Raw genomic sequence first — 24,464 nt, forward strand, 5'->3', positions numbered from 1 at the left:
TTATCAATAGTGCTTATCAACGCGTGATGGCAATAGCCTCAGCAGATAAGCCTGATATTGATAATTAATTAAAACCCGCCTTGTGCGGGTTTTTTGCGTTTATGATTTGCCTGATGCTTACGCGATGTTTTTTGCCCGCGCCAGATATCGGCGCAGGCCAGTAAAAAAATGTTCAGCGCACGCTGGCGACCAGCCACTGCTGCAATTCTGTCAGCTCCGCGCGTTGCTCCGGAAAATCCGCAATAAGCTGATTCAGCACCGGTTCAAGGGCATCGGGCCGATAGGTCACACCCTGCAACCGCTGCGCCAGCGCTTCCAGCGGCGCAGGGTTAAGGCTGTCGCTGAAGATCTGACAGCGGCTGATCACGCCGCGTTCTACATCGAAATGAATCTCCACACCGCCCCAGACAAAACGCTGGTCCAGCAGATGCGAGAAATCGGGTGCCTGACCGAAATTCCACTCCCAGCTACTCTGCTTTGCGAACTGCTCTCTGAAACCCGGCAGATCGGGCAGGGCGTCGGGAGAGATCCTCTCTGGCTCACAGCGCTCACCGTAATAGTTGAAAAATGCGTCCGTCACCGCGGAGCAGATCGCCTGATAGCTGATACCCGGCGTTAATTCCGCCAGATTGGTCACTCTGGCGCGCACTGAGGTAATCCCCTTCGCCTGCAATTTCTTCACATCCGGATTAAGGTAATCCGCCAGGCGGGAGAGGTCGGCATCCATCAGAATAGTGCCGTGATGGAAACCGCGATCCGGCGTTTCACGGTAGGCTGAACCGGATATTTTGCGCAGCCCGTCAGCGGTGTTCACCACTAAGTCATTACGGCCAGAGGCCTCCGCGGGTACGCCAAGCGAAGTCAGTGCGCGCAGGATGATCTCAGTCGAGACGCTTTTATCATACTCCGGCTTGCCGGCCATAAAGGTAAAACAGCAATTGCCGAGATCGTGAAACACCGCGCCACCGCCGCTGCTGCGACGTGCCAGCCGGATGCCATCTTCCGCCATGCGTCGGGTATTGCACTCTTTCCACGGATTCTGTGCCCGCCCGATCACCACCGTTTCCGCATTACGCCACAAAAACAGCACCCGCTGGGTGGCCGGCATCTGGCGGAAAATGCACTCTTCTACCGCCAGGTTAAACCAGGGATCGTTGGATTCAGATAACAGTAAACGCAGCGTGGACATCGGTGACTCCCGTTCCTTAAGAGAAGAGGCCCATAAAGCAGGGCAGAAGGCAGAGTGTACCAGCCGGGAAACGGGACTACATGCCTCTTCATGCCGTGATGCTGCGGCAAAAAAAGATAAAATGCCGTCTGCAGAGTAATCGCGGCAGATTGGTGTACGACATTATGACAATATGGATAAGGAGTGTGCTGATTCCCCTGCTTATTTTCCCTTTAAGAGAACAAAATCCGTATGAACGCTTCCGCTGGCATAGCGATGAAGATCACCGCTGCATTAAGTAGCACGCTGATGCTGGCCTGTGTAAAAGAACTCGATGGGGCGATACCGGTCGGCGAAGTAATATTTTTTCGCTCGCTGCTGGCACTGGTGCCGCTGTTAATCTGGCTGAGCTTGCAGGGCAGCGTGCTGGACGGCATTCGCACCCGCAATATTCGGGGGGCATTTTGTGCGCGGGCTGGCCGGAACCGGTGGACTTTATTTCAGTTATCTGTCGCTGCTCTACATTTCTCTGACCGACGCCACGGCTATCAACTATGCCGCGCCGCTGTTTACCGTGCTGCTGGCGGCGCTATTTCTGCGCGAAAAAGTGCGTCACCATCGCTGGGTCGCGGTCTTTACCGGTTTCAGTGGCATTCTGGTGATGTTCTCCGGGCATCTCACACTGACACGCCAGGCAACATTTTCCCTTTCTGCATCGGCGGGTATTCTGCTGGCGTTGATGGCAGCCTTCTGTACGGCCTGTGCGCTGGTGCAGATCCGCTTTCTTAACGGCAAAGAGAAGCCGGGCGCCATCGCTTTCTGGTTCGCTATCACCACGGCCTTAACGTCGCTGGTCACGCTGCCAGGCGGCTGGAAAGTGCCGCATGGCAATCAGCTGGCGTTACTGGTGGGATGTGGGCTGCTGGGCGGTATTACTCAGATTCTGATGACTCTGAGCCTGCGCTATGCTGAAGCGTCGTTGCTGGCCCCGTTCGACTACACCACCTTAATCTGGTCAGTGGCGGTGGGTTATCTGCTGCTCGGCAATCTGCCAACCTCCACCACGGTGATGGGTGCGATTCTGGTGGTGGCAGGCGGCCTTTACTCGGTGCTGTATGAGCGTTACCGCTTCCGTAAAGCGCGGATAGTTAATGCCAGTCGCTGATCGGCCCGCCCGGCATCGCCTTGTTATTTACAGAGTGATAACGCAGAGTTAATAATTTGTGATCGCGGCGAAGGAACCGAGGGCTGCATTCGTTTACGTTGTGAGCAATCAGAATGTAATCGATTACTTATTCGTGAGGTTCCCATGATTGCAACAGTGCAGGAGAGAGCAGGCCAGCAGATGCAGCATAAGCTGCTGGTGCCGCGCCTCTCTCTGATGATGTTTATGCAGTTCTTTATCTGGGGCAGCTGGTCGGTGACGCTGGGGCTGGTAATGACTCGTCACAACATGCCGTTGCTGATTGGGGATGCGTTTTCGGCCGGGCCCATCGCCTCAATTCTCTCGCCGTTTGTGCTCGGCATGCTTGTGGATCGCTTTTTTCCCTCGCAGAAAGTAATGGCGGTGATGAACCTGGCGGGCGCAGCGATTCTCTGGTTCGTGCCCCAGGCGCTAATCGCGGAGAACGGGGCGCAGCTGATCGCACTGTTATTTGGCTATACGCTCTGCTTTATGCCGACGCTGGCGCTTTCAAATAACATCGCCTTTCACAGCCTCGCCAGCAGCGAGAAAAGCTTTCCCATTGTCAGAGTTTTCGGCACCATCGGCTGGATCGTGGCGGGGATCTTTATCGGTGTAACGGGCATTGCTGACAGCGTGGCAGTGTTCCAGCTGGCGGCGCTCTGTTCGGTACTGCTGGCGATCTACAGCCTGACGCTGCCACATACGCCGGCTCCGGCCAAAGGATTGCCGTTAAAAGTTCGCGATCTCTTCTGCGCCGATGCCTTCGCACTGCTGCGACTGCGTCATTTCCTGGTCTTCGCTGTATGTGCCACCCTGATCTCTATTCCGCTCGGCACCTACTACGCTTTTACCGCCTCCTGGCTGGCGGATGCCGGTATCCGGGAAGTGAGCACCCTGATGTCACTGGGTCAGATGTCTGAAATTGTTTTCATGCTGATCATTCCACTGCTGTTTCGCCGTCTTGGCGTAAAAGTCATGCTGCTGATTGGCATGACAGCGTGGTTTGTCCGCTATGCACTGTTTGCGCTGGGCATGAGTGATGAGACGCGCACGCTGATTTATCTGGGCATTCTGCTGCATGGCGTCTGCTATGACTTCTTCTTTGTGGTGGGATTCATCTACACCGATCGGATCGCCGGTGAAAAGGTCAAGGGGCAGGCGCAGAGCATGGTGGTGATGTTCACCTACGGTATCGGCATGCTGCTGGGATCGCAAATCTCCGGTGCGCTCTACAATCAGCTGGTGGCGGGTAACGCCAGCCCAGAGAGCTGGGCGATATTCTGGTGGATCCCTGCCGTGGCGGCTGCGGTGATTGCGATTATTTTCTTCTTCTCATTCAAATACCGTGATTAAGCGGTAACTGAACTCAGGAGTCACAGATGAAAACAGTTAAGGGACCCGGCATCTTCCTGTCTCAGTTCATTGCCACCCAGCCGCCTTTTAACTCACTGGCGGGGCTGGCGGAGTGGGCCGCCGGGCTGGGATACCGGGCACTTCAGATCCCCTGCCACCAGCCCGCTATTTTCGACCTTAAGCAGGCAGCGGTCAGCCAGACTTACTGCGACGAGGTGCGGGGAACACTGGCCGGTTTCGGGCTGGAGATCAGTGAGCTTTCAACGCATCTGGAAGGGCAACTGGTTGCCGTGAACCCGGCATACGATCTCGCTTTTGATAATTTTGCGCCTGCCGCGCTGCGAGGCGATCCCGCCCGGCGCACCGACTGGGCCATCGCTACGCTGAAGCGTGCGGCTGCTGCTTCTGAAAAACTCGGCCTGCGCGCACATGCCACCTTTTCCGGCTCGCTCGCCTGGCCCTGGTTCTATCCCTGGCCGCCACACCACGAAGCCCTGTTTGATGAGGCGTTTGCTGAGCTGGCGCGCCGCTGGCTGCCGGTGCTGGATAGTTTTGACCATCACGGTGTGGACCTCTGCTATGAGATACATCCCGGCGAAGACCTGCATGACGGTGTCACGTTTGAGCGCTTTTTGTCAGAGGTGAATCACCACCCGCGCTGCAATATCCTGTTCGATCCCAGCCATCTTCTTCTGCAACACATCGACTATCTGCAGTTCATCGACCTCTATCATCCGCGTATCAAAGCCTTTCACGTTAAGGATGCGGAGTACCAGTTAAATGGACGCAGCGGAGTATATGGCGGTTATCAGCCGTGGCTGGCGCGCGCAGGCCGCTTTCGCTCGCCGGGCGATGGCCAGATCGACTTCAGCCGCATTTTCAGCAAACTGGCCCAGTACGACTATGACGGCTGGGCGGTGCTGGAGTGGGAGTGCTGTCTGAAGGATGGCGAGACCGGGGCGCGTGAAGGGGCAGAATTCATCCGCCGGCATATTATCCCGGTGGCTGACCGCGCTTTTGATGATTTTGCTTTAGCAGAGAACGCCCCTGCGGTGCGCCATCAGCTGGGTCTGGATCGCGACGTCTGAGGCGGCATGGATTCAAAGGTTTTCTGCGGGTGAGTTAAAAACAGAGGGATCGCTATGTCTATTCAGAAAATCGCCCGGATGGCGGGTGTTTCGGTTGCCACCGTTTCCCGTGTGTTGAATAACAGCGACAGCGTAAAACCGGCTAACCGGCAGAAAGTCCTTGAGGCAATCGAAGAGAGCAACTATCAGCCTAACCTGCTGGCGCGCCAGCTGCGTACGGCGCGCAGCTCGATGATTCTGGTTCTGGTTTCCGATATCTCTAACCCATTCTGCGCAGAGGTGGTCAAAGGCATTGAGGAGCAGGCGGAGAAAAATGGCTATCGCATCCTGTTGTGTAACTCGGGCGCGGATATTGCCCGTTCGCGATCCAGCCTGCAACTGCTATCCGGCAAGATGGTGGATGGCATTATCACCATGGATGCTTTCAGCAAGCTGCCGGAGCTTAGCCAGCTGATAGGCAAGGCTCCCTGGGTTCAGTGCGCCGAACATGATGATAATGGCCAGATCTCCTGCGTCGGGATTGATGATGACGTCGCTGCGCAGTCAGTGGTGCACTATCTGGCCGGACAGGGATGTCAGCGCATTGCGCTGATCAATCACGACCTCCGCTACCGATATGCCCGCCTGCGTCAGCAGGGCTACGCATATCAACTTAAAGAGCAACAACTGGCATGGCAGGCCATCGCTTACGCCAGTGAGTTAAGCTTCAGCGCCGGAAAAGCAGCGATGAATCAGCTGCTGGCGGGCGAGACACGACCTGACGCCGTGTTTGCGGTTTCCGATACGCTGGCAGCGGGTGCCATGGCGGCGATACAGCAGGCGGGTCTGCGGATACCTCAGGACATTGCCGTGGTGGGATTTGACGGCAGTGAACTGGCCGACATGGTATCGCCGCCGCTGACGACTCTGGCTCAGCCCTCCAGGGAGATTGGCCGTCGTGCCTGTGAGCTGGTGCTGCAAAAAATCATCCGGCCAGACTCTCCGCCACAATGTGTGATCATGCAGGGAGAGCTGGTGGTGCGAGCCAGTAGCTGAAGGATTAATCCGCAAAACCTGGCCCCGCTATAACCTCGTCTTTATTGTCTACTAAAACGCGACAGTCATTGCCAGTTCACGCCATTGTGTGACTACCTGGTTTACTTATATGCTGTTTCCATCGAAGGGCATTCGCACTTCCCGAATCAACGAAGGGGCAGAATATGATTGAGCAAAGATTGTCAGAGCAACGCGGCGTGGGCGATCACGGCTGGCTGAATTCACGTCACACCTTCTCTTTTGCAAATTACTGGGATCCAAAGCAGGCGGGCTTTTCAGATCTGCTGGTGATCAATGATGATCGGGTAGCCAAAGGTCGCGGTTTTGGCGCCCATCCTCACAGCAACATGGAGATTATCTCCTATGTCCTGGAGGGCGCGCTGGAGCATAAAGACTCCATGGGCACCGGCTCTGTGATTGTTCCCGGGGATGTGCAGCTGATGAGTGCCGGTAGCGGTGTGACTCACAGTGAGTTCAACCACTCGGGTACCGAGGGTGTTCACTTTCTGCAAATCTGGGTGGTGCCGGCAGAGAAAAATAGTCCGCCAGGCTACCAGCAGGTCTCCGTTAGCGAAGCGGATAAACGCGGTAATCTGCGACTGATTATTTCGCCGGAAGGTGAAAACGGGGCATTGCGGGTGCGCCAGGATATTCGCATCTATGCGGGACTGTTCCAGGGGGATGAGCAGCAGACAATCACTCTGCCGGACGACCGCTATGCGTATATTCATGTGGCGCGCGGCAGTGTCAGGGTAAATGGCCTGCAATTTAGTGCCGGAGACGGTGCGCGGGTTCGCAATGAGAAAACGCTGTCGTTCAGTCACGGTGAAGGAGCGGAGGTGTTGTTATTCGATCTGCGTCCCAACGAAGTGAATCATCCAACCCGTTAAAATGAAAACTGCGCGGCTGTCACCGCGCAGTTTTTTTTGCATCACTGTGCGTTAAGAAACGCCAGCAGATCCTGATTCAGTTGATCCTGATGCGTCACCGCAAAACCGTGCGGCGCATTGTCATAAACCTTGAGTTCAGCACCCTCAATCATCTCCGCCGCCACTTTGCCGGTGGATTCAAACGGAACGATCTGGTCGTTGCTGCCATGAATCACCAGCGTCGGCACATTCACTTTCGCTACGTCAGCACGGAAATCGGTCTCAGCGAAAGCGGTGACGCAATCAACGGTGCTCTTCAGCGAAGCGAGCAGCGCGATGTTCAGCGTCTGCGTCATGACGCCATCAGAAATGGTCTGTCCGGCATTGGTACCATAAAACGGCGTAGCGAATTCTTTGATAAACTGCGCGCGATCCTTAAGCAGGCCATCACGAATCCCTTCAAACACCGACATATCGACACCCTGCGGGTAGTCTGCCGTTTTGCCAAAGATTGGCGTGACGGCACCCAGCAGCACCAGTGCCGCGACGCGATCGCTGCCATAGCTGCCGATATAGCGTGTGACGTCGCCGCCACCCATTGAGAAACCCACCAGCGTCACATTCTGCAGGTCGAGATGGGTGATTAAATCGTTGATGTCAGAAGCAAAGGTATCGTAGTTATTACCGGTCCAGGGCTGATCAGAACGACCAAATCCACGACGGTCAAAGGCGATAACCCGATAACCGTGCTCCGCCAGGAAGTTCATCTGGCTGTCCCACATATCGGCATCCAGCGGCCAGCCGTGGCTGAACAGAACCGGCTTACCGGTGCCCCAGTCTTTAAAGTAGATCTGTGTGCCGTCGGTCGTTTTAAAGGTGCTCATGGTATTGCCCTCTGTATGTCGTGATGGATGAAAAGATGGTGTGCCAGTCACGCTGGCGCCACCAGATAGCGAACCTCGGGTGAATGTTCACCCTGATGAAAAGCGAAAACCCGTCGCTCTATCTTTTTGTCGTTGATGGTGTAGCGCTCTTTCTGACGCAGATGCTCGACCCAGGAGCCGACGACAAACGTCTCAACGAAAATGCCAGGCTGCAGAATATCTTCATACAGTGACCAGTTGATGGCGCCACCGCGACGCCTGACCCGCCGCATATCCTGCATGCAGACGGTAAAGGCATGTGTATCATCAATAGTAATCCGGTATTCGTAATTCACCATCACCGGGCCGCGTTCGTGACGAATATCCAGTGCGGGCGCGTTAACGCCATCACCAATCATATCGAGATTGAGGTCGGGATCCTGGTCGAGACGCCAGCGCCAGACGGTGCTGCTGGCCAGCACCATGCCCAGTGCGGCGATGCAGAGCGACAGCGGAATGCTGAAGTGCGAGGCGAGCTGTCCCCAGAGTGCGCTGCCAGCGGTCATGGAGCCGAAGAATACCGTCAGATAGACCGCCAGCGCGCGGGCTTTTACCCATTTCGCGGCGCTGCGCTGTGCGCCGAGATTCAGCGTCGAGAGCACGGCAATCCAGGCAAATCCGGTAAAAAATTCAAACGCATTCAGTAGCCAGAAGTGGCGTACAAAAGCCAGCGCCAGCATGGTCAGGGCGAAAACAAGACTGGCGAGTACCATCAGGCGATCGGAGCTCAGGCGACGACGCAGGCGCGGCAGCAGCACCGCGCCGGTAATCGCGCCGACACCGATACAGGCCAGCATGATGCCGTAGCCGCCAGGGCCCAGGCCGAGTTCACGACGCGCCACCAGCGGCAGCAATGCCCAGCCCGCACTGCCAAACAGGAAGAAGGCAAAGGTTCGCACCAGCACATTACGCAACACCGGTGCCGCGTGAACGTAGCGCAGTCCGGCACGCACCGCCGGAAAGAAGTGCTCAGGCGGGAGGCGCTGCACGCTCGGCTCCGCCTTCCAGCGCCAGAGCACCCAGGTGACGCCCAGCACTGAGAGCGCATTGAGCAGGAAGACCATCCAGGGACCAGTGAACGAGAGGATCAGGCCACCCAGCGCCGGGCCGATGGCACGACTGATATTAATACCGAGTGAGTTAAGGGCAATGGCCGCACCCAGCTCCGGTTTCGACACCAGATCCGGCACTACCGCCTGAAAGGGCGGTGAACTCATGGCGGCACCGGCGCTCAGCAAGAAGGCTGCCACCAGCAGCACCTCGGGAGTGACATGGCCGGTCCAGGCGAGCACCGTCAGTCCACAGGCGGCGATAAAGGTCCATAGCTGGGAAAACAGCAGATATTTGCGGCGGTCAACGATATCCGCCATCACGCCTGATGGCAGCGCGAACAGGAACATCGGCAGGCTGCTGGCCGCCTGCACCAGCGCCACGGCCAGCGGATCGGCACTCAGCGTCAGCATGCTCCAGTTCACACCCACATCGTTCATCCATGAACCGATATTGGAGACGACGGTGGCGATCCACAGCATGCGGAACACCGGCCTGCGTAGCGGCTGTAACGGCGAAATCTCGCCAGCGGCCTGGACCTCAGGCTGCTCCTGCTCCAGCTGGTGGATATCATTAACCTGCGCCATGACGAACCCCCTGATGTTTCACCGCGCCGATTCGCCAGCCGCCAGGCCCGGTCAGCGCCAGCGTGGTAAAGATAATCAGCAGCAGCCAGCCGAACTGGCCTTCCGCCAGTGACCAGCCAGGGTGTACCACCAGCATCGCGACCAGCAGCACCGCGATGATCGGCAGGCAGGCAATCCGGGTACCCCAGCCGAGAATAATAAAGATCGGGCAGATGACTTCTGCCACTATCGCTGGCAGCAGGCTCATCATCGGTCCCAGACCAAACGGGTCTTCTATACGCGTCAGTTCTTCGCTGAAATGCAGAATTTTCGGCAGTCCATGCACCTGTAACAGCAGCAGGCTGCCGGTCAGGCGCAGGAAGAACAGCCCCGCGTTGATGCGGGGCGATTGAGTGATAGCGTTATTCATGATTAAAACGCGAAGCAGCTGCAGCCGAGCGCGCCCCAGAAGGCGTTATCTTCGGCAACCGGAACGCTGGAACCACGGGCGATCTCATGCGAGTGGCGATGAACACCGCAGGGGCCGCTGCAGTGGTGCACAGCGGGCATCATACCCGCACGGCTCTGCGCAACCGGCGGAGCGCTCCGATAGTGACCTGGCACATTCACCACCGGCGACCACTCAGGCAGAACCGGAATAGCGGGCGGCGCATCCGCGCTGAACGATCCGGCGGCATAGACAATATTGCCATCCACCACCGTCAGCACTGACTCAATGCCTTTAATTTCCTCTTCCGGCACGCTGAAGAAGTCTTTGCTCAGCACGGCCAGATCCGCCAGAAGACCTACCTGAATCCGACCTTTTTTTATTTTGTTCACTGGAGAACCATGCGCTGCCCTGTGTCCAGAGCATCAGCGCCGTTTCACGGTCAAGGCGGGCATTGACGTCATACATCTGCATGCCGCCTACGGTGCGACCGGAAACCAGCCAGTAGAGCGCGGTCCAGGGGTTCTAACTGGCGACGCGGGTTGCATCGGTGCCGAGTCCGACCGGGACGCCGGTTTCCAGCATTTTCTGAACCGGCGGTGTATGGCGGGTGGCTTCAATGCCGTAGCGTTCGGCAAAGTATTCGCCCTGGAATGCCATGCGATGCTGCACCGCAATGCCACCGCCCAGTTCTTTGATACGATCGATATTGCGCTGAGTAACGGTTTCCGCGTGGTCAAAGAACCAGTGCAGACCATTAAACGGGATATCGCGGTTGACCTTCTCAAAGACATCCAGCATCCGGCTGATCGACTCGTCATAGGTTGCATGCAGCCGGAAAGGCCAGCGATGTTCCACCAGATGACGCACCACGCGCTCCAGTTCATCCTCCATGCCAGGCGCTAAGTCCGGACGTGGCTCCAGAAAATCTTCGAAGTCGGCGGCCGAGAACACCAGCATTTCGCCTGCGCCGTTGTGACGGAAATAGTCGCTGCCCTGACCTGGCGTCAGCATATCTGTCCACTTCTCAAAATCTTCCAGTTCATGACCCGGACGCTGAGTGAAGAGGTTGTAGGCGATACGCAGCGTCATCTGCTTTTTCTGATGCAGTTCAGCGATCACTTCGTAATCTTCGGGATAGTTCTGGAAGCCGCCGCCCGCATCAATGGCGCTGGTCAGACCCAGTCGATTCAGCTCGCGCATAAACTGACGGGTCGAGTTGACCTGCTGTTCCAGCGGCAGTTTCGGTCCTTTGGCCAGGGTTGCGTAGAGGATCATCGCATTGGGACGAGCGATCAGCAGGCCGGTGGGATTGCCGTTGCTGTCGCGCTGGATTTCGCCACCCGGCGGGTTCGGTGTCTCTTTGGTGTAGCCGACGACTTTCAGCGCTGCGCGGTTGAGCAGGGCGCGGTCATAAAGATGCAGCACGAAAACTGGCGTGTCGGGGGCCGCTTCGTTGATCTCATCCAGCGTCGGCATCCGGCGCTCGGCAAACTGGAACTCGGTCCAGCCGCCTACCACACGCACCCACTGCGGTGACGGCGTGCGCAGCGCCTGCTCTTTCAGCATTCGCAGCGCATCGGCAACCGACGGCACCCCTTCCCAGCGCAGCTCAAGGTTGTAGTTCAGACCACCACGTATCAGGTGCAGGTGGGAATCGTTCAGGCCCGGTACGGCGGTGTGACCTCTCAGATCGATCACTTTGGTGCCGTCGCAGTGATACTCCATTGCCTCTGCCAGTGTGCCTACCGCAACGAATTTGCCATCACGAATCGCAACCGCTTCTGCCACCGGATTGCTGCGGTCAACAGTATGAAATTTGCCATGGGTCAGTATCAGTTCTGCTTTACCCAGCGTAACCATAGATCCTCCTCAACGGGGTTGTCCGACGTAGTGCGGGACAGGAAGTGCCGCAGATAACAGGGCACGAATAAGCCGGATTATGGTGAGCGGGTTAATGCGTCGTCTAGTTATACAGAGGGATACCTATACCTTCGTATAGTTATACGCAGAGATAATAGTTTGCCTTCGCCCGTCGCCCTACACTGCGACCAGACAGCCAGCAGCAGGACGTTAAACCTGCACTGACCGTCCTTTTGCTCCGCGCCAATTGGCGAAAATTCCGTTACATAACCTCTATGGGTGAACGCATGTCCAACGCTAAGCTTGAAGTCCTCACGCCACATAACAGCCAGATTATTTTCATCGACCAGCAGCCGCAGATGGCCTTTGGCGTGCAGTCGATTGACCGCCAGGTGCTGAAAAACAACACCGTTGCGCTGGCGAAGGCGGCGAAAGTCTTCAATATCCCCACCATCATTACCACTGTCGAAACCGAAAGCTTCTCGGGCCACACCTATCCTGAACTGCTGGATGTGTTTCCGGGTCAGGACATTCTGGAGCGCAGCTCAATGAACTCCTGGGATGACCAGAAAGTGCGTGATGCGCTGGCCGCGAACGGCAAGAAAAAAGTGGTGGTGTCCGGTCTCTGAACGGAAGTGTGTAACAACAGCTTTGCGCTGTGCGCAATGCTGGAAGGGGATTACGAGATTTATATGGTGGCGGATGCGTCAGGCGGCACCACCAAAGAAGCGCACGACTACGCGATGCAGCGCATGATTCAGGCGGGTGTGGTGCCGGTCACCTGGCAGCAGGTCATGCTGGAGTGGCAGCGTGACTGGGCCAACCGTGACACTTACGATGCGGTGATGAACATCGCCAAAGAGCATTCAGGTGCCTATGGCATTGGTGTGGATTATGCCTACACCATGGTACACAAAGCGCCGTCACGTCAGAAAAGTGAACACCGTACCCTGGCACCGGTTCACGCACCGGTCCGCTAAGGGACGTCCTGCTGATCGGCTTTCTTCTGCCGGTCAGCAGGCATAACAGGAGTCCGGTTATGAATCCTTTACTGCTTTCTCTGGCTGCAGGGGTATTGATTGGCCTGCTTTACGGCCTGCTAAAGGTGCGTTCACCGGCTCCGCCCGCGATTGCGCTGGTGGGGTTGCTGGGGATGTTGCTGGGTGGGGCGCTGGTGCACGCAGTCTTGCCCGCAGAGCATGCGACCACCCTGCAGCAATCCGATGCGCCGTTTGTTACACCTGTTTCGCGGGTAAGCTGAACATGTTGAAATCCTACATTATTTCTCTCACGGTGGGGCTGCTTGCCGGGGTAATCTATGCCCTGATCAACGTGAACTCTCCGGCACCGCCGGTTATTGCTTTAGTGGGGCTGTTTGGCATGCTGGTGGGTGAGCAGTTGATTCCGCTGGTTACGCGTCTGTTCCGCCGTCAGCCGGTGACGCTGAAGTGGTTTCGCCATGAGTGTGTGCCAAAAATCAGTGGGACACCGCCACCCGATGGCGATGACCACCCTTAAGTCCTCGCGTGCCGTACGATGAGGCGTTTCAGAGGATAACTGCATGGCGCTGTCACAGCGTATTGTCATTGTGGACGATGAACGCGCGGTCCGCAGTGGACTCAGCAATCTGTTGCATTCAGACGGCTATTCGACCCGACTATTTGAGTCAGGTGAGGCGCTGCTGAGCGATGACGATGCGCTTTCAGAGGTGGGCATGCTGATCATTGATGTCGGACTCAAGGGCATGTCCGGCTTTGAGCTGTTCACTATTTTGAAACAGCGGGCAGGTCTGCCACCGGTGATTTTTATCTCAGCAGATCTGGAAGAGACCACCCTGTGGTATGCCATTGCCTTGGGTGCCGTGACTTTTTTGCGAAAGCCGATTGATGTTGATACGCTGCTGACACTGATCCGTTGCGAGTTATCTCAGGGAAAGGTGCGCTGATGAGCATGCTTTCGGTTAATTTTCAGGAGAGTGACGACGCAGGGATCGCGATTGAAGATTTCGACACGCTGACGCCGCTGGCGCAGGATGGCTGTCTGCTCTGGATGCTGGCGCGCCGTCACTCAGGTGAGTCACTGATAATCGCCACCGGACAGAGTGACGACGTCACGTTTCAGGCGACGCAGCGGTTGAAAAATGAGCGAGCGCTGGCTGCTTATCTTTCGCCCCGCTGGGCCATCACCGCGACGGGCACCACCCGTTACCTCAACCGCTATGCGCTGATCTACCCCACGTTTCCGTTTCGCAGCCTGGTGAATAACCTCGCGACCCCTCCCGATAAAATCGCTGACTTCCTGCAGGTTGCATTGCAGCTTTTGCTACACGCTCGGCCAGGCGCATCATCAGGGCATCGTGCATGGGGATATCAAGCCGGGCCATTTTTTTATCAGTGATGATGGCCGGTTCCGGCTGGGCGGGTTTGGTCTCGCCTCGCTGGCAGCGCAATCGGCGGAAAAAAACAGCCTGCGCGTCTCTGGCGGTACGCTGGCCTATATGTCACCTGAACATACCGGCCGCACGCCGCATCCGGTCAGTAGCCTCAGCGATCTCTACAGTCTGGGTGTCGTGCTGTATGAATATCTCACCGGTAAGTTGCCGTTTGGCTCACCGGATGCGGGGGGAGGCGGAGTGGATTCATCATCACATCGCCAGTGCACCCCGGCCAGCCGGACAGGTCAGAGAGGATGTGCCGCCGATGCTCTCTGTGATTCTGCTGCGTCTGCTGGCAAAGTCACCTGCTGACGGGTATCAGACCGTGCAGGGGCTGATGGCTGATTTACGCCGCTGTCAGGCGACGCTGACCGCAGAAAACACCATTGCGCCGTTCACGCCCGGTCTGCAGGAGCGGTTCAGCAACAGTTTCCGGCCCGAGACCCTGTTCACGCAACATCCGCAGGCTCGCGTGCTGCTGACGACGCTGGATGCGGTCAACCGTACCGGCACGCAGAGCCTGGTGATGCTGAGCGGTGCGCCCGGCTCGGGTAAGTCCGCCATTATCGCTTCCGCCCTGAAAACCCTGCAGCACCGACAGATTCTGCTGGCCGCCAGCAAGGCCGATCAACATTCGCCTGCCGCACCTTATTCCGCCGTCGCCTCAGCGTTTCGCACAGTCACGCTTTATCTGCTGGGATTGTCAGCCCTGGAGCTAAGCAAATGGCGGGTTCGCCTGTTGCGCTTGCTGGGTGGCTATACCGATTTAGCCATTGAACTGGTGCCTGAACTAAAACAGCTGCTGAATATCCGGACAGTGCAGCCGGTGGTGCGCCATGCTCCGGACGCCCGCGAGCAGTTTAATCAGATGGCGTCTGCGCTTATCCAAGCCTTTGCCACGCCGGGCCGTCCGCTGGTGATGCTGATTGATGATGTTCACTGGGCAGACAATGCCACGCTGCAACTGCTGGAAAATCTGATTACCCGTAATGAGCATCTGCCTTTTATGCTGGTGCTCGCCTTCCGGGAGGGTGAGTCGATGCCCTGTCCGATGATTGCCGGGTTTCTGCTGCGCCTCAGAGCATCAGCGGCACGTGTCGTGGCGCTGACGCCGCAGCCGCTCAGCGTTAAAAGCATCACCCGCTGGCTGGCGGGAATGCTGCACACCCGTCCCGGCGGCAATCGTGAGCTGGCACAGATTATCTTTGAGAAAACCGGCGGTAATCCGCTCTCGATGCAGGAGTTCTTCCGTCAGGCGGTGGATGATGGGGTGATTGTCTATCGTCAGAACCCGCTGAAGTGGCATTACGACAGCCAGGCGCTGATTGCGCGTCAGTACACCGACAATGTGGCGACGCTGGTATTAAATCAGCTGGCGCGGATGCCGGAGGCAACACGTCAGCTGCTGGGTTCGCTGGCCTGTCTGGGGGCCAGCGGTGAACTGTCGCTGTTAAGTCATATCAACGCGACATCCGTATCGCGGATTCAGCAGCAGCTTGAGCCTGCCGTCAGCGGCCGTTTTATAACCCTGACTGGCGGGAACTACGCCTTTACCCACGACCGCGTGCATAACGCAGCGTTTTTACTGCTCGACCTCCTGCAGCAACACTCTCTTCATCAGCAGGCGGCGGCATGGCTGTCGGCCGCGGTTGTAAATGCCGATTACAGTGAGACGCTGTTCCGCGCGGCTTATCACATCGGCATGATTGCTGAACTGCCGCTAAGTGTCGCAGATCGTGAACGCTATTATCCCCTCTGTTTACGTGCTGCGCAGGGAGCGAAACGTGCCGGAGATTATCTCTCTGCGCTGCGCTATCTGCGCAGCGCCCAGCAACTCAGCCAGCGGATGGTGACCGGCAATGACTTTATGCTGGGCATCGATGAGGCGGAGTGCGAATTTCTGCACGGTAATCTCACGACCGCGCAAAAGCTCTGTACCCGACTGCTGAGTGAGCCAGGCACGCTCAGTGAAAAATCGATGGCAGCCTGTCTCTCTGCTGAAATTCATATGCGTCAGTCCGACAACCATCTGGCGCTGGAAACTGCGCTCGCCTGGCTGGCTGTCTTTGGTGTGCATCTCAGGCGTGATCCGGACGACGCGGAGATTGACGCCGCCTGGCAGGCGATCAGGGCGCGGATCGGCGATTCTCCGCAAGCGGCTTTTTCCCACCTGCCACGCAACACCGATCAGGAAACTGAGTCGGTGCTGAACCTGATGGCCAGCACCATCTTTGTCTCCGCCTACGACTGCCCGCAGCTGCATCTGTTGCTGGTCTGCCGGATGCTGGAGATGACGCTGGATCACGGCGTGACCGGTGCTTCTGCGTTTGGTCTCGCCTGGTTCAGCGTGCTGATCAGCGAACGCTATCAGGCCTGGCATTTTGGCTATGCCTGTGGTCGGGTGGCCCGTGAGCTGGTGGAGCGGTATGACTTTACCCGCTATAAAGCCCGCACGCTGCTGCCTCTGGATCAACTGGGGATCTGGACGCAGCCGCTGGATGTGGCCGTAGAGAGTGCCCGTGAAAGTTTTCGCGTCGCGGTGATGCACGGTGACCGATCCTTTGCCTGCCTCTCGTTGCGTCATCAGATCATGAACACGCTGACACGCGGCGATCACCTGGAGTCGGTCATGACCTCCATTGAGCGCGGACTCGCTTTTACCCGCAAAACCTTTTATCCCGATGTTGAGAACGTGCTGGTCATGCAGAAGCAGCTGGTGATGCAACTGCGGAACAGCAACGGGTTCAGGGCAGGCGATCGCGATGGGGCTTTGCCGATGGTGGCGGGCAGCGAGCCGGGCGTGATCTCTGGCCCAAAAGCGATGGTGCTGTTCTGGGCGGGGTTGTATCGGGGAATGGCGCATTTCTTTGCGGCAGAATACCGGGAGGCGCTGCGCTGTTTTGCAGAAATTCGTCCGCTGACCAGCGCAGTGCCCGCTTACATCTACCTGATGGATATGCATTTTTACAGCGCACTATCGCTGAGCCTGCAGCCCGGTGCGGCTGACAGCAACACGCTGCGCTGCGATCTGGACAAATTTGCGGGCTGGGCCGACCTCAATCCCGGACTCTTTGCTGATAAATATGCCCTGCTCAGGGCAGAATGTGCGCGTCTTGAGGGCAACACGGGTGAGGCGCTGAAGCAGTATGAAAATGCGATCTGTCTCTCCCGCCAGGGGGGGGATATCTGCACATCCATGCGCTGGCGAATCAGCTGGCTGGCCGCTACTGCAAAGCATTACAGCTAGATACCGCCGCCGATGCCTACGTTAAAGCGTCGATGAGAAGCTGGGAGAGCTGGGGCGCGCTGGCGATGGTGCGCCAGCTTGAGCAGCACTATCCGCATCTGACCACGCCGATGCAAAACAGCGCGGTGGCGACCATTCCCTTTACGCAGGATGCCTCGTTCTACGACCTTGAGAGTGTGCTGACCGCCGTGCGCGCCCTGACGGAGGAGATCAACCTTGATCGGTTGATTCATACCCTGATGCGCATCCTGCTGGAGCGGGCCGGTGCCCAGCGCTGTCGGCTTATCCGGATTCTGGATGGTACGCTTCCGGAAACGCAGGCCTGGGCAGAAAGCACGGCTGATGGCGTGCGGGTGCAGATTGTCAAAGAGCGCCCCGTCGCAACTGACCTGCCGCTATCGGTACTGGCCGCGGTGATCCGTACCGGTCAGGAGATACGTACTGGCAAGCCGGAAGAGTTCAGTCCGTTCAGTCAGGATCCTTACCTGGTGGCCTCGGGCGCTGCGGTGTTATGTGTTCCTATGTTCAGGCAGGCCAATATGGTTGGGGTGCTCTATCTGGAGAATCGCCTGATGCCCGATGCGTTCACGGCTGAGCACTCCCACATTGTTAAAACGTTGAGTGCTCAGGCGGCAGTTTCGCTGGAGACGGCGCGCCTCTACGCTGAACTGCTGGAGGAGAACAACCATCGGCGACGGGTTGAGAAGCAGCTACGCGCCAGCAAAACCTCGCTGATGCTCGGCGAGAAGATCAGCCATACCGGCACCTGGCGCTGGGAAGTGGCAGAGGACATGATGATGGTGTCTGAAGAGTATGGCCGTATTCTGGGCCTGCCAGCCCATCAAAAAAGGGTTGTCGATGGCAGATTTTCTGACCCGCGTTCATCCCGATGATTATGAGTGCATCAGCGAACTGGTGACCCACAGCGTCAGTCAGGGACGTAGTATGCAGGCTGAGTTCCGTGTGCTCAGGCCGGATGGGGAATGCCGTTATATCAAAGGTATCGGAGAGCCGGTAGAAAACTTCCCCGAGGTGAAAGAGTACTTCGGCACCATTTCCGATATCACCTTGCAGCGCCAGGCAGAAGATGCCGCGCGCATGGCCCAGGCGGATCTGGCCCGTGTAACCCGCGCCACCACAGTCGGGCAACTGACTGCCTCAATCGCGCACGAAATTAACCAGCCACTAATGTCGATCGTGGCCAATGCCGGTGCCAGCCTGCGCTGGTTAAAGCGTGAACCGGTGATGCTGGAAAATGCCAGCAGCAGTCTGGATGAAATTATCAAAGAGGGAAAACGTGCCGGAGAGATAATTCGTGGCCTGCAGGCGCTGACCCGCAATCATGAATCAAGCTTTGCCTCGGAAAACCTCCATCTGATCGCCCGCGATATTCTGGCGCTCTCCCGGGTGGAGCTGGAGCGACGCGGAATTTCGCTGGAGCTGAAACTGAGGGCCGGAAAGGCGGATATCTATTGCGACCGCGTTCAGATTCAGCAGGTGCTGCTGAATCTGGTAATCAATGCCATCGATGCCATGTCCGACGATTTACCGCGCGCGGCGCTTTTGCGGCTGACGTCAGAGAACCCGACGCCGGACACGCTGCGTTTTGAGGTGCTGGACAGTGGTTGCGGCTTGCCGGATGGCGTGCGTGAACGGATTTTTGAGTCGTTTTACACCACGAAGAAAAGTGGCATGGGCATGGGATTAACCATCAGCAAAGGGATCATCAAAAAGCATTGTGGTGAGTTAGGCGCGGAGAACCGGGCGGAAGGCGGCAGCCGTTTCTGGTTCACTCTGCCACTGGGATAATCGTATTGAGGCCAGGTGTCTGCCTGGCCTTAGCGGCGTCGGGTATGATCAATATTGAGCCGCTCTGCCGCCCGCACCAGATCGGTGAGCGACCGCGCCTTCATTTTCTCCATCACCCGCCGCTTGTGAACTTTAGCTGTGATCTCACTGACGCCCATTTCGGCGGCGATCTGCTTATTCAGCAGGCCGCTAATCGCCAGCAGCATGACCTCGCTTTCACGCGGTGTCAGGGTCTGATGTCGCTCCAGTATCTCCCTTCGCTCCTCGGAAGAGGCCATATTCTGCCCGGCGATCTGTAAGGCTTCTGAAACCGCCTGCAAAATACGATCGGGATCGACAGGTTTAGTCAGAAACTCATAAGCACCGGTTTTCATCGCCCGCACCGTGACCGGAATAGTCCCGAAGCCGGTTAAGAAAATAGTGGGAATGGCGTAGCCACGATCGATCAATGCCTGTGCAACATCAAATCCATCTGCACCAGGCAGATTAATATCCAGAATCAGGCAACAGGGAAGGGGAGTAAAAGCGTGAGCCAGGAAATCATCAGCCGATGAAAAAGAGATAACCGTGTAATCGTCGGCAGTGAGCAGATTACGCAGTGCAGCAGTCACAGCAGCGTCGTCGTCAACGATATAAACGATGGGATTCATAGGGACCTCATTTCAGCCAGGTATTTACTGATAATTTAATTAAGCATGACGCGTAAAGAGGCCCTGATGAGAAAGTGTCGGGCAGGGTTAACAGGATATTACCATAACAGTTATCATTATCATCTTATAATTATCAGCTTGTTAAAATTAAGATAAATGGCTGATAGGTATGACTAAAATGTGAGCGTCAACTCTGGGGTGGAGCGCCACTGTTCTGGCCGTCAATGCTGATAACTGTCATTTGATCGACATAGCTATGCCATAAATTGTTCGCTCACTCACGGGCAGGAGAATAGTCCCGTTTAATAGCTAAAATAATCCATAAACCCGTTATCCAGATTAAATCGTTTCAGCCTGATATGTACTGGAATAAGTTAGTGGCGGTACGTAATTAATTTGGGAGTAGTCTATCAACTCGCGGCGGACCTGATAATTAATTCACTGAGGGAAAAACGACGGATTGATAAGCGTGCCGATCATTACCCTGCGTCTTATAGCGAAAAAAGCCAGTTGATTATATAGTTACAACATACATTATGTTTGATTATTAACCCTCAACTTCACCATTGTGCGACCAATGCTTATCAACGCGAAGCCTCTGTGCCAGATTCTGACGATCAGCCGGGTAAAACCTGACCCGTTTTTAGCCGGTAAGAAGTCATTACATTTAAAAAAGCCTTACCTGTCAGCGAGTAACCTTGATAAGCGTAGCGGTATTCATGGCGTGGCTGCTAATCCTCACTAAGCTTGTGAAGCAACCCTTTAAATAGAGGGAGATTTTCCATTCGGTAGCTCGTCGCAATGTCGTCATGAGGCTTATATGAGTCAACATTACTGCACCATTATCTACAATGGTGAACGGTTAAAAGGGTTAGCTGATCAACCGCTAATCGATTTTCTGGATGCTCAAGGGAAAAAACTACCTCATGTCTGTTACCACCCGGCGTTGCCGCCGCTGCAAAGTTGTGATGTCTGCTGGGTAGATGCCAACGGCGAGCGGGTTCGCGGCTGCACGCTCCGCACTGAAGAGGGGCTGGAGGTGCAGAGTGAAGGCAGTGCGCTTAAGGCCGCGCAGCAGGAGGGAATGGATCGGCTGCTCAATCGTCATGAGCTTTACTGTACCGTCTGTGAGCACAACACCGGTGACTGCACGCTGCATAATGCCGTGGCAGATATGCACATTCCGATTCAGTACTATCCTCATGAGCCCAAGCCCTACGCAAAAGATCATTCCAATCCGTTTTACACCTACGATCCTGACCAGTGCATCTTATGCGGTCGCTGTGTCGAGGCGTGCCAGAATGTCGAGGTTAACGAAACACTTTCGATTGACTACACCCAGGCACATCCTCGCGTGCTCTGGGATGGCGGAACGGAAATCGCCGGTTCCAGCTGTGTAAGCTGCGGACATTGCGTCACAGTTTGCCCGTGCAATGCGCTGCTGGAAAAAACCATGCAGCCAGACGCAGGCCCCTTTACCACGATGGATGAAGGGCTGAAGCGTCCGCTGATCGACTTTGTTAAAACGCTGGAAAACAGCATTGGCATGGAGCCGATTACAGGCGTTTCGAAAATCGATGTGGCGCTGCGCCAGTCTGAGATTAAACGCACCAAAACTGTTTGCACCTATTGCGGCGTGGGCTGCAGCTTTGAAATCTGGACCCGTGACCGCCACATCCTGAAAGTTCAGCCGGTCGCCGAAGCCCCAGCCAACGGCATCTCGACCTGCGTTAAAGGTAAGTTCGGCTGGGACTTCGTCAACAGCCCGGAGCGCCTGACTACGCCGTTGATCCGCGAGCATGGTCGTTTCCGGCCCGCCAGCTGGGATGAAGCTTTGCAGCGGGTAGCCGAAGGTTTACAGGGTATCGCTCAGAATTATGGAGGCGATGCGATTGGCTTTATCGGCTCCAGCAAGGCCAGCAATGAAGAAGCCTATCTGACCCAAAAAATCGCCCGTTTAATTTTTGGCACCAACAACGTTGATAACTCCTCGCGCTATTGTCAGAACCCGGCCACAGAAGGGCTGTTCCGCACGGTGGGCTACGGCGGAGATGCCGGGACGATTGAGGATCTGCAACAGACCGATTTGATTGTGCTGGTCGGCAGCAACCTGGCCGAGAACCATCCGGTCATTGCTTCTCACATCAAACAGAGCCACAAACATCGCGGTCAGAAACTGCTGGTCGTTGATCCGCGCCGTCATGAAATGGCGGAACGTGCTGACTGTTATCTGCGTATCCGGCCCGGTACCGACCTGGTCTGGGCCTCGGCGATGGCAAAATATATGTTCGATCACGGTTATGCGGATGAGGCTTTTCTGGCCCAGCGGGTCAACCAGGTTGATGAGTACCGCGCCTCACTCGCTCCCTTTACGCTGGCCTTTGCCAGTGAGACATGTGGACTGAGTGAATCAGAACTGATTGAAGCAGCGGAAATGATCGGCCAGGCGGGCAGTGCCTGTGTGTTGTGGGCGATGGGAATTACCCAGCACAGCCACGGGGCAGACACCAGTACGGCACTGTCGAACCTGCTGCTGGTCACCGGCAACTATGGCCGGCCTGGCACCGGCGGTTATCCGATGCGCGGACACAACAACGTACAGGGCGCCAGCGACTTTGGCTGCCTCAGTAATCTCTATCCCGGCTATGAAAAAGTCACTGACCCAGCGGTGCGCGAAAAATGGGCGCGCGCCTGGGGCGTCTCGCCTGAAGCGCTTTCCGATCAGCCTGGTGCTGATAATTTCAAAATGGTGCAGCAGGCCGGTGAAGGCAAAATTCGTGCGATGTATATCACCGGTGAAGAGACGGCGTTTGCGGATGCCGATGCCACTTCGGTGCATGCCGCCTTCAGCAAGCTGGAATTTATGGTCGTACAGGACATTTTCATGTCACGCACTGCCGAATTTGCCGATGTGGTGCTGCCCGGTGCGCCCAGCGTGGAGAAAGAGGGCACCTTTGTGAACACCGAGCGGCGGATCCAGCACTTTTCACCCGCCATGAAACCGCTGGGTGATAGTCGTCCCGACTGGGAGATCTTTACCGATCTCGCCGCCCGTCTCGGTCATCCGTGGCATTACCCGAACCCAGGCGCGATTATGGCGGAAGCCGCAGGCATCGCAGAGATTTTCGCGGGTGTCAGCTATGAGCAGCTGGTCGGCTGGCAGTCCCAGCTCTGGCCCGTCAGCGCCGCAGGCGAAAGCACGCCGCGACTCTACACGGAACGGTTTAATTTCCCGGATGGCAAAGCGCGACTCTATCCGCTGAGCTGGCAGCCGCCCGCCGAGCAGGAGGATTCACAGTATAATCTGCTGCTGAATAATGGCCGGATGCTGGAGCATTTCCAGTCGATGAATCAGACCGGGCAGGGTGGCCGCATGATGTCGCTGTCGCCTAATGCCTTTGTTGAGATCTCACCGGAGCTGGCCGCCGAGCGCGCGCTGAACGAAGGAGAGTGGGTACGCATTACCTCGCGGCGCGGATCGCTGGATGTGCCTGTTGTGATCACTGAGCGTGTGGCAGGCAACGTTCTGTTTATGCCGATTCATCATGGCAAAGATGGCGTCAACGCACTGACCGGCGAACATCACGATCCCGACGTCAACACACCGGCTTATAAAGAGATTGCCGTAAACATGAAGCGCGTTGATCGCCGGTCGCAGCCCAATCCGGTGCCACTACACAACTTCCGTCACGGCAGTCGTACGCCGCTGGATCACCTGCCGATAGAGCAAAAATGGCAGCAGGCTGGCTATCGGGAACCGCCTGAACATGTCGAAAAACCGGAGAAATTCTAATGGCAGAACGGATGAAATATCAGGTCCCGCCGACACCTACCGAGCCGACCGCCCGGGAGGCGATGGATGAGCTAATCGAAAATCTTCACCAGCACGGTTTTCTGCGGCTGGCGAACGATCTGGTTAAATCAAACAGCGAGGTGGGGAAAATTCTGGTCTCAGGCCTTAATCAGCCGGGTACGCAGAACGCACTGCAGAATCTCTCGCTACTGATGATGACGCTGGGCAGCGTGCCGCCAGAACGGTTTAATCATCTGCTGTTGGCGGTTCGCGATGCCGCGATGGCCGTTAAACCGGCGCGCGATGAGGCCCGTCAGGAAAAAGCCGCGCCGGGCATCCGCGGCATTATCCGGTTACTCAATGATGAGGATCTGTGGCGCGGACTGCGCCCCATCTTCGCGGCGCTTGAAGTCTTCTCACAGCAGATCGACCGTGAAGAGCAGAAGCCGATTACCCGCTTCAGTGGCAAGCCCACACGGGAGTAGTTCAGCCTGCGATCGTTCAGGATTGCGTGGGGGGTGTAGATCAGATGACCGGCTACACCGCCCGCGCCGCCATCTTTTGGATGATTGATCCCATCGGAGACCGGGACATCGGTGAAATCAAACGGCGAAACCCCCCTCAAGGCAGGCCACATTCACTCCGAACTGATCGGGCTGTGAGCGGCTCTGATGAAAGGTGTAAATGCCGCAAACGGAACAGAAGTAGTGGCCCACCTCTTTGCTGTTGAATCGATATTCGGTGAGCTGCGCTTCGCCCCGGGTCAGCTCCACTTTTGTCGCAAATACCACCACCGCGCCGCGCATCCGGCAAAACGAGCAGTTGCAGCGACGCACCGTATTAAATCCATCCTTCAGCGTCACCCGGTACGCCACCGCGCCACAGTGGCATTGTGCTGTCATTTCATTTTGCATCGTGATCTCCTGTGTAGTGAAACCAACCAGCTTTCAGCCTACGCCAAAGCCTGAGATTTGGCAGCATC

14 protein-coding genes and 5 pseudogenes are annotated in these 24,464 nt (G+C 56.6%); 12 read left to right on the forward strand and 7 right to left on the reverse strand.

Annotated features, from left to right (window positions below; genetic code table 11):
• Nucleotides 1–172: 172 nt before the first annotated feature.
• Nucleotides 173–1,189 carry a lipoate--protein ligase A gene (locus tag JNO11_RS23685; RefSeq protein ID WP_010247208.1) on the reverse strand — a complete coding sequence of 339 codons (1,017 nt, stop codon included), beginning with the start codon at nt 1,187–1,189 and terminating at the stop codon, nt 173–175.
• A gap of 231 nt (nt 1,190–1,420) precedes the next feature.
• Between JNO11_RS23685 and JNO11_RS23690 the strand changes: the two are divergent.
• The 5 genes and pseudogenes from JNO11_RS23690 (at nt 1,421) to JNO11_RS23710 (ending at nt 6,720) form a co-directional block, all read left to right on the forward strand.
• Nucleotides 1,421–2,333: pseudogene (locus JNO11_RS23690) on the forward strand (DMT family transporter).
• Nucleotides 2,334–2,477: 144 nt separating this feature from the next.
• Complete coding sequence (locus JNO11_RS23695; RefSeq protein ID WP_158149912.1) at nt 2,478–3,707, forward strand: MFS transporter; 1,230 nt, start codon at nt 2,478–2,480, stop codon at nt 3,705–3,707.
• A 26-nt stretch (nt 3,708–3,733) separates the two neighbouring features.
• On the forward strand, nt 3,734–4,795 hold the full coding sequence (locus JNO11_RS23700; protein ID WP_325178032.1) for a sugar phosphate isomerase/epimerase: 1,062 nt from the start codon (nt 3,734–3,736) through the stop codon (nt 4,793–4,795).
• 54 nt (nt 4,796–4,849) lie between these two features.
• Nucleotides 4,850–5,830: a LacI family DNA-binding transcriptional regulator gene (locus tag JNO11_RS23705; RefSeq protein ID WP_325178033.1), complete on the forward strand. Its 981-nt coding sequence runs from the start codon at nt 4,850–4,852 to the stop codon at nt 5,828–5,830.
• Nucleotides 5,831–5,994: 164 nt separating this feature from the next.
• On the forward strand, nt 5,995–6,720 hold the full coding sequence (locus tag JNO11_RS23710) for a pirin family protein (RefSeq protein WP_010670327.1): 726 nt from the start codon (nt 5,995–5,997) through the stop codon (nt 6,718–6,720).
• A 41-nt stretch (nt 6,721–6,761) separates the two neighbouring features.
• Here the strand turns inward: JNO11_RS23710 and JNO11_RS23715 are convergent, their stop codons facing one another.
• The 4 genes and pseudogenes from JNO11_RS23715 to JNO11_RS23730 all read right to left on the reverse strand — a co-directional run bounded on the left by JNO11_RS23715 (nt 6,762) and on the right by JNO11_RS23730 (nt 11,549).
• Complete coding sequence (locus tag JNO11_RS23715; protein ID WP_325178034.1) at nt 6,762–7,583, reverse strand: alpha/beta hydrolase; 822 nt, start codon at nt 7,581–7,583, stop codon at nt 6,762–6,764.
• Between the two features lie 47 nt (nt 7,584–7,630).
• Nucleotides 7,631–9,259 (reverse strand): MFS transporter, encoded by a 1,629-nt coding sequence (locus tag JNO11_RS23720; protein WP_256843827.1) that lies wholly within the window; start codon nt 9,257–9,259, stop codon nt 7,631–7,633.
• Nucleotides 9,246–9,668 (reverse strand): DoxX family protein, encoded by a 423-nt coding sequence (locus JNO11_RS23725; protein ID WP_033769030.1) that lies wholly within the window; start codon nt 9,666–9,668, stop codon nt 9,246–9,248. Before JNO11_RS23725 ends, JNO11_RS23720 begins: the two co-directional genes overlap by 14 nt.
• Before the next feature lie 2 nt (nt 9,669–9,670).
• Nucleotides 9,671–11,549: pseudogene (locus JNO11_RS23730) on the reverse strand (amidohydrolase).
• Between the two features lie 287 nt (nt 11,550–11,836).
• Here JNO11_RS23730 and JNO11_RS23735 point away from each other — a divergent pair.
• From JNO11_RS23735 to JNO11_RS23755, 5 genes and pseudogenes are all read left to right on the forward strand, one after another.
• A pseudogene (locus JNO11_RS23735) lies at nt 11,837–12,529 on the forward strand (hydrolase).
• Nucleotides 12,530–12,588: 59 nt separating this feature from the next.
• The gene (locus JNO11_RS23740) at nt 12,589–12,810 is read left to right on the forward strand and encodes a DUF1427 family protein (RefSeq protein WP_022624301.1); all 222 of its coding nucleotides are present in this window, start codon (nt 12,589–12,591) and stop codon (nt 12,808–12,810) included.
• Between the two features lie 2 nt (nt 12,811–12,812).
• Nucleotides 12,813–13,067 carry a XapX domain-containing protein gene (locus JNO11_RS23745; RefSeq protein WP_223565905.1) on the forward strand — a complete coding sequence of 85 codons (255 nt, stop codon included), beginning with the start codon at nt 12,813–12,815 and terminating at the stop codon, nt 13,065–13,067.
• A 43-nt stretch (nt 13,068–13,110) separates the two neighbouring features.
• A complete protein-coding gene (locus tag JNO11_RS23750) occupies nt 13,111–13,494 on the forward strand; it encodes a response regulator (protein ID WP_010670332.1) in 384 nt (127 codons plus the stop codon).
• Nucleotides 13,494–19,039 (forward strand): annotated as a pseudogene (locus JNO11_RS23755) (AAA family ATPase). The gene JNO11_RS23750 and the pseudogene JNO11_RS23755 overlap by 1 nt, the downstream one beginning before the upstream one ends.
• A 29-nt stretch (nt 19,040–19,068) precedes the next feature.
• Here the strand turns inward: JNO11_RS23755 and JNO11_RS23760 are convergent.
• Nucleotides 19,069–19,689: a response regulator gene (locus JNO11_RS23760; RefSeq protein ID WP_010670334.1), complete on the reverse strand. Its 621-nt coding sequence runs from the start codon at nt 19,687–19,689 to the stop codon at nt 19,069–19,071.
• A gap of 820 nt (nt 19,690–20,509) precedes the next feature.
• Here JNO11_RS23760 and fdhF point away from each other — a divergent pair.
• Both fdhF and JNO11_RS23770 read left to right on the forward strand, forming a co-directional pair.
• Nucleotides 20,510–23,482 (forward strand): formate dehydrogenase subunit alpha, encoded by a 2,973-nt coding sequence (gene fdhF, locus JNO11_RS23765; RefSeq protein WP_325178035.1) that lies wholly within the window; start codon nt 20,510–20,512, stop codon nt 23,480–23,482.
• Nucleotides 23,482–23,967 (forward strand): DUF1641 domain-containing protein, encoded by a 486-nt coding sequence (locus JNO11_RS23770; RefSeq protein ID WP_050679362.1) that lies wholly within the window; start codon nt 23,482–23,484, stop codon nt 23,965–23,967. The genes fdhF and JNO11_RS23770 overlap by 1 nt, the downstream gene beginning before the upstream one ends.
• A 35-nt stretch (nt 23,968–24,002) precedes the next feature.
• Here the strand turns inward: JNO11_RS23770 and JNO11_RS23775 are convergent.
• A pseudogene (locus JNO11_RS23775) lies at nt 24,003–24,396 on the reverse strand (GFA family protein); the annotation flags it as partial.
• Between the last annotated feature and the right edge of the window lie 68 nt (nt 24,397–24,464).

It is taken from the genome of Pantoea sp. 1B4, from assembly GCF_016925765.1.
GTDB lineage: Bacteria > Pseudomonadota > Gammaproteobacteria > Enterobacterales > Enterobacteriaceae > Pantoea > Pantoea agglomerans.

Excerpts from the sequence above, each read along its gene's own strand:
- JNO11_RS23685 (WP_010247208.1), bottom strand. The coding sequence starts at position 1,189 with ATGTCCACGCTGCGTTTACTGTTATCTGAATCCAACGATCCCTGGTTT.
- JNO11_RS23695 (WP_158149912.1), top strand. The coding sequence starts at position 2,478 with ATGATTGCAACAGTGCAGGAGAGAGCAGGCCAGCAGATGCAGCATAAG.
- JNO11_RS23700 (WP_325178032.1), top strand. The coding sequence starts at position 3,734 with ATGAAAACAGTTAAGGGACCCGGCATCTTCCTGTCTCAGTTCATTGCC.
- JNO11_RS23705 (WP_325178033.1), top strand. The coding sequence starts at position 4,850 with ATGTCTATTCAGAAAATCGCCCGGATGGCGGGTGTTTCGGTTGCCACC.
- JNO11_RS23710 (WP_010670327.1), top strand. The coding sequence starts at position 5,995 with ATGATTGAGCAAAGATTGTCAGAGCAACGCGGCGTGGGCGATCACGGC.
- JNO11_RS23715 (WP_325178034.1), bottom strand. The coding sequence starts at position 7,583 with ATGAGCACCTTTAAAACGACCGACGGCACACAGATCTACTTTAAAGAC.
- JNO11_RS23720 (WP_256843827.1), bottom strand. The coding sequence starts at position 9,259 with ATGGCGCAGGTTAATGATATCCACCAGCTGGAGCAGGAGCAGCCTGAG.
- JNO11_RS23725 (WP_033769030.1), bottom strand. The coding sequence starts at position 9,668 with ATGAATAACGCTATCACTCAATCGCCCCGCATCAACGCGGGGCTGTTC.
- JNO11_RS23740 (WP_022624301.1), top strand. The coding sequence starts at position 12,589 with ATGAATCCTTTACTGCTTTCTCTGGCTGCAGGGGTATTGATTGGCCTG.
- JNO11_RS23745 (WP_223565905.1), top strand. The coding sequence starts at position 12,813 with ATGTTGAAATCCTACATTATTTCTCTCACGGTGGGGCTGCTTGCCGGG.
- JNO11_RS23750 (WP_010670332.1), top strand. The coding sequence starts at position 13,111 with ATGGCGCTGTCACAGCGTATTGTCATTGTGGACGATGAACGCGCGGTC.
- JNO11_RS23760 (WP_010670334.1), bottom strand. The coding sequence starts at position 19,689 with ATGAATCCCATCGTTTATATCGTTGACGACGACGCTGCTGTGACTGCT.
- fdhF (WP_325178035.1), top strand. The coding sequence starts at position 20,510 with ATGAGTCAACATTACTGCACCATTATCTACAATGGTGAACGGTTAAAA.
- JNO11_RS23770 (WP_050679362.1), top strand. The coding sequence starts at position 23,482 with ATGGCAGAACGGATGAAATATCAGGTCCCGCCGACACCTACCGAGCCG.